This is a genomic window from Agromyces sp. P1_H4 (assembly GCF_056405255.1).
Genome location: NZ_JBFUCL010000301.1, coordinates 1 through 4,666 on the forward strand (window position 1 = coordinate 1; position 4,666 = coordinate 4,666).

At 72.1% G+C, this 4,666-nt stretch carries 5 protein-coding genes and 1 pseudogene; 3 read left to right on the top strand and 3 right to left on the bottom strand.

Annotated features, from left to right (window positions below; all coding sequences use genetic code 11):
• Positions 1 to 228: pseudogene (locus AC1DY2_RS15715) on the bottom strand (hypothetical protein); the annotation flags it as partial.
• A 187-nt stretch (positions 229 to 415) separates the two neighbouring features.
• Here AC1DY2_RS15715 and AC1DY2_RS15720 point away from each other — a divergent pair.
• The gene (locus AC1DY2_RS15720; RefSeq protein WP_476763272.1) at positions 416 to 1,156 is read left to right on the top strand and encodes a DUF4097 family beta strand repeat-containing protein; all 741 of its coding nucleotides are present in this window, start codon (positions 416 to 418) and stop codon (positions 1,154 to 1,156) included.
• Here AC1DY2_RS15720 and rocD read toward each other — a convergent pair.
• Complete coding sequence (gene rocD, locus AC1DY2_RS15725) at positions 1,143 to 2,372, bottom strand: ornithine--oxo-acid transaminase (protein WP_476763273.1); 1,230 nt, start codon at positions 2,370 to 2,372, stop codon at positions 1,143 to 1,145. The genes AC1DY2_RS15720 and rocD overlap by 14 nt on opposite strands.
• On the bottom strand, positions 2,369 to 3,220 hold the full coding sequence (gene ddaH, locus AC1DY2_RS15730; RefSeq protein ID WP_476763274.1) for a dimethylargininase: 852 nt from the start codon (positions 3,218 to 3,220) through the stop codon (positions 2,369 to 2,371). Before ddaH ends, rocD begins: the two co-directional genes overlap by 4 nt.
• Positions 3,221 to 3,573: 353 nt before the next feature.
• Between ddaH and AC1DY2_RS15735 the strand changes: the two genes are divergently transcribed.
• Positions 3,574 to 4,341, top strand: coding sequence for a hypothetical protein (locus tag AC1DY2_RS15735; protein WP_476763275.1), 768 nt, complete (start codon positions 3,574 to 3,576; stop codon positions 4,339 to 4,341).
• 5 nt (positions 4,342 to 4,346) lie between these two features.
• Positions 4,347 to 4,666: hypothetical protein (locus tag AC1DY2_RS15740; RefSeq protein ID WP_476763276.1), on the top strand; the 320-nt coding region annotated here is incomplete at its 3' end.

Below are 4,666 nucleotides of genomic sequence, written 5' to 3' on the forward strand. Positions count from 1 at the left end.
CTTCGACGCCATGGCGGTGGTGGCGCGCTCGGCGGCTTCCGTCGCTTCACGCCGCAGCTTCGTCGCCCGCGTCTGCTCGACKACCGCCGCGAGCTTTTTCTCGACCTTCGCCGCCTTCTTCCGGGCGGCCTTGCCGGCCTTCGCGGCGCGGCGCTTCGCCGTGGCGACCGCATCCTTCGCCGCATCGAGGGCCTTCGCGGCCGCCTTCTCCTTCTTGCTCTTCGCCATCATGCACCCCAGACCGAACAGCCCCGTCGCGTGTTCGACGGTCCCGCGTCATCGTACCGCGAGCCTTCCTCCGGGCCCCGGCCGGTCGACGCGCGTCGCTGGCGGCGCCGGCGGGACGGCGGTATGGTCGGCGCGAGACGAGCGGATGCCGCGACGGCGTCGAGGCTCCCACGTCGGGAGGAACACCATGAGCAGGTTCGCGCGGGCGGCGCTRGTCCTCGCGACGACGGCGACGGTCGTGGTCGCCCTCGGCGGATGCGCGCTGCTCGCGCCACCGCATCGCGTCAGCGACGAGACCACGGTGACGGGCGACATCCGCACCATCGAGCTCGTCGACTCGTCGGGATCGGTCGAGGTGCGCGGCGACGCCGACGCGACGGAGACGGTGGTCCATCGCACGGTGTCGTACCGCGGCGCAGAGCGCACGATCGAGGAGACGCACGAGGTGGCGGGCGACACCCTCGAGCTGCGCGGCTGCGGCCGGAACTGCAGCGTGGCCTACGAGATCGACGTGGCCGAAGGCGTCGACGTCGAGGGTTCGACCTCGAACGGCGCGATCACGCTCGAACACGTGGGCGAGGTCGACGTGCAGACGAGCAACGGCCGCATCGAGCTCGAGGACATATCAGGCGACGTGGTCGCCGAGACGTCGAACGGCCGCATCGAGGGCAGCGACCTGCAGGGCTCGGGCGTGCGCGCGACCACGTCGAACGGCGCGATCGACCTGGAGCTCGGCGTCGCGCAGGACGTCGAGGCGCGCACGTCGAACGGCGCCATCGACGTCGAGGTGCCTGCCGGCGGTTCCTACCGCGTCACGTCCGAGACGTCGAACGGCCGCGAGCGCATCGGGATCGCGAACGACCCCGACGGTGAGCACACCCTCGACCTGCGCACCTCCAACGGCGCGATCACGGTCACCGAGGACTGAGGTCCTCGCCGAGCACCGCCTCGAGCTGGTCGACCGCCCAGTCGAGGTCGGACGACTCCACGACGATGGGCGGCGCGAGCCGGATGGTCGACCCGTGCGTGTCCTTCGCGAGCACGCCCCGACGCATGAGCGCCTCGCACACCGCGCGGCCGGTACCGATGCGGGGATCGATGTCGATGCCGGCCCACAGCCCGGCCCCACGCACGGCGACGACGCCGTGGCCCACGAGCCGGGCGAGCCGGTCGTGCAGCTGCGCGCCGAGCACGCGAGCGCGCTCCTGCGGCTCGCCCGACGCGAGCATGCGCACGACCTCGGTGCCCACGGCAGCGGCCAGCGGGTTCCCGCMGAACGTCGAGCCGTGCTGGCCGGGCTGGAGCACCCCGAGCACGTCGCGATCGCCGACCACGGCGGAGACGGGCACGATGCCGCCGCCGAGCGCCTTGCCGAGCAGGTACAGGTCGGGCACCACGCCGACGAGGTCGCACGCGAATGTCGCCCCGACCCGTCCGAGACCCGACTGGATCTCGTCGGCGATGAGCAGCACGTTCCGCTCCCGTGTCAGCGTGCGCAGCGCGGGCAGGAACTCGGCAGGCGGCACCACGACGCCGGCCTCGCCCTGGATCGGCTCGACCAGCACCGCGACGGTGTTTTCGTCGATCGCCGCTTCCACCGCGGCCGCGTCGCCGTAGGGCACCATCCGGAAGCCCGGCGTGAACGGCCCGAAGTCGTCGCGCGCATCGGGGTCGTCGCTGAACGAGACGATCGTCGTGGTGCGCCCATGGAAGTTCCCGGCCATGACGACGATGTTCGCGGCATCCGGCACCACACCCTTCACCCGGTAGCCCCAGGCGCGCGCCACCTTGATGCCCGACTCGACGGCCTCGGCGCCGGTGTTCATCGGCAGCACCAGGTCCTTGCCGCAGAGCGCGGCGAGCTCGGTCACGAAGGTGCCCAGCCGGTCATTGTGGAACGCGCGGCTCGTGAGCGTGATGCGGTCGAGCTGCTCGCGCGCCGCGGCGACGAGCACGGGGTTGCCGTGACCGAAGTTCACGGCCGAGTAGGCGGCGAGGCAGTCGAGGTAGCGCCGCCCCTCGACATCCGTCACCCAGGCCCCGTCACCGGATGCCACGACCACCGGCAGCGGGTGGTAGTTGTGCGCCGCGTGCAACTCCTCGTCGTGGATGGCCGCAGCGGTGCGGTCGGTCGTCGTGGTCATCGGCGCAGCTCCAGGGTGCAGCACTTCACGCCGCCGCCGCCGAGCAGCAGCTCCGAGAGGTCGACGCCGATCGGGTCGTAGCCGTGCTCGCGCAACTGCCGCTCGAAGTCCGTCGCACGCGACGCGATCACCACGTGGTAGCCGTCGCTGAACGAATTGAGGCCCAGCACCGCGGCATCCGTCTCGTTCACGATGATCGCGTCGGGGTAGCGCGCCTGCAGCACCGCGAGCGACTCCGCGTCGAATGCGGTCGGCAGGTAGGCGATGTGCTCCTGCCCGGGGGTCGGGTCGAGCACGGCGATCGCGGTGTCGAGGTGGTAGAAGCTCGGGTCGACGAGCCGAAGCGTCACGACCTCGCGGCCGTAGATGCGCCCGAGCTCCTGGTGCGAGAGGGAGTCGCTGCGGAATCCCGTGCCGGCCAGGATCGTCTCGCCGACGAGCAGGAAGTCGCCCTCGCCCTCGTTCACCTCCTCGGGCTCCCGCACGTCGAACCCCGCCGCCCGGAACCAGTCCATGTACGCAGGCCCCTCGGGCTGACGCTCGGGGTGCGTGAACTTCGCGCCGTAGGCGACGTTGTCGATGACGAAGCCGCCGTTCGCCGCATAGACCATGTCGGGGAGGCCGTCGATCGGGTCGATGAGCTGCACGTCGTACCCGAGTTGCAGGTAGGTGTCGTAGAGCACCTGCCACTGCTGCACGGCGAGGCTCGTGTCGGTGGGCTGGGCCGGGTTCATCCACGGGTTGATCCGGTACACGACGGTGAAGTGCTCGGGGCGGCACATGAGCACGCTCCGCCCCGTGGGGCGGCGCTCGGGCCGGGTGCCCGGCTGCTYGTCGGTCATGGTCATGGTCGACATCTCACTCCTCGATGGGTCAGCAGATGCCACGGCGCTCCGCGCCCCGCGACATCCACGTGCTCGCAATGCCGGCGGACCAGGTCGCTCTTTCGAACCCTGATGGCGGCGCTTCGGGTCGCGCCGCCATCAGGACGCCACTCCCAGTGTGCGGCTCCGAGCGCTCGCACTTCCCGGCGTCGTGCGCAATCTTCGTGCTCGTTCGCACCGCTTCCGCCAGTTTCGTGCGCGGATGCCGCGGCGGAGCCGCGACCGTGCGCGTGGAACCCCTTGCCGACGCCACCACCGGTGGTCCATTCTGTTGCAGGGCCCGATTCCCGGCGGGCCCTGACCGACGGAGGCCGCTCTTGGACGATCCCGACCACGACGAGCGGATGCGCCGACTGCAGCGCACGGCCTACGGCGCCGTCGCGAGCGAAGCCGAGCGCACGGCGGCGCTGGCGGAGCTCGACGCGGTGCGGTGCGAGCTGGCACGTGCCGCTGACGAGGCCGAGCGAGCGGATGCCGCTGGCCCGGCCTCGTCGCGCGTCGTCGCGGTGCCTCCGGTGACCACGGGTACCGTCGCCGTGGCCCAGGCCGCGTCGGTCACGCCGGCCGCGAGGTCGCTGAAGTGGGCGATCGCGGTGGGCGCCGCCGCACTCGTCGTGGGCGTCGCGGTGGGGTGGCAGGCGGGTGCACGCACGACCGTCTCGGAGCCCTCGGCCGCCGACGCCGCCCTCGGCGGTGCCGCTTCGATCACGCTCCCGATGGGCGAGGTCACCTCCGTCCCGGTCGTCGCCTCGACGGCATACGAGGTGTTCGACCGACCGGCCGCCGCCACCGACGTGCCGGCCGTCGCGCTTCCGCCGCACCGGTACGACCCCGCGACGCTTCGGCTGCTCACCTCGATGCCCGACGGCGTCGCCGTCTACGGGGTGATGGCGTCGCCCGACCCCACGAAGGACGTCTGCGTCGTCATCACGCACCCCGTGGGCGCGAGCGGCGCGTCGTGCACGAACGGGGGCATCTTCGAGCACGGCAGCCTCGAGAGCTCGCTCTACGTCGAGGGCGTCGGGCTGCTCTCGGCGACCTGGCACGCCGACGGCAGCGTGCAGGTCACGGTTCCCCGGGGGTGAGCCCGATGCAGGTCGACGACATCGCACGGCTGGAGCGCATCGCGTTCGGTGCCGGGTCGACCGAGGAGGAACGCCGGCGCGCCGCCGACGAACTGCGGACGCTGCGCGAGGCCGAGTTCGAGGCCACGAGTGCGGAGGTCGACGGAGCGGACGCGGATCCGCGGCCCGACGAGAGCGTGGGCGCTGCGGCATCCGGCGATGAACCGGCCGACGCCACCGCTGACGCGGCCGGCCGGCGCATGGCGGTGCGCGTCGGCGTCATCGTCGGCGCGGCAGCCCTCGTGCTCGGCGTGGTCGCCGGCACTCAGCTCGACCGGCTCACGGG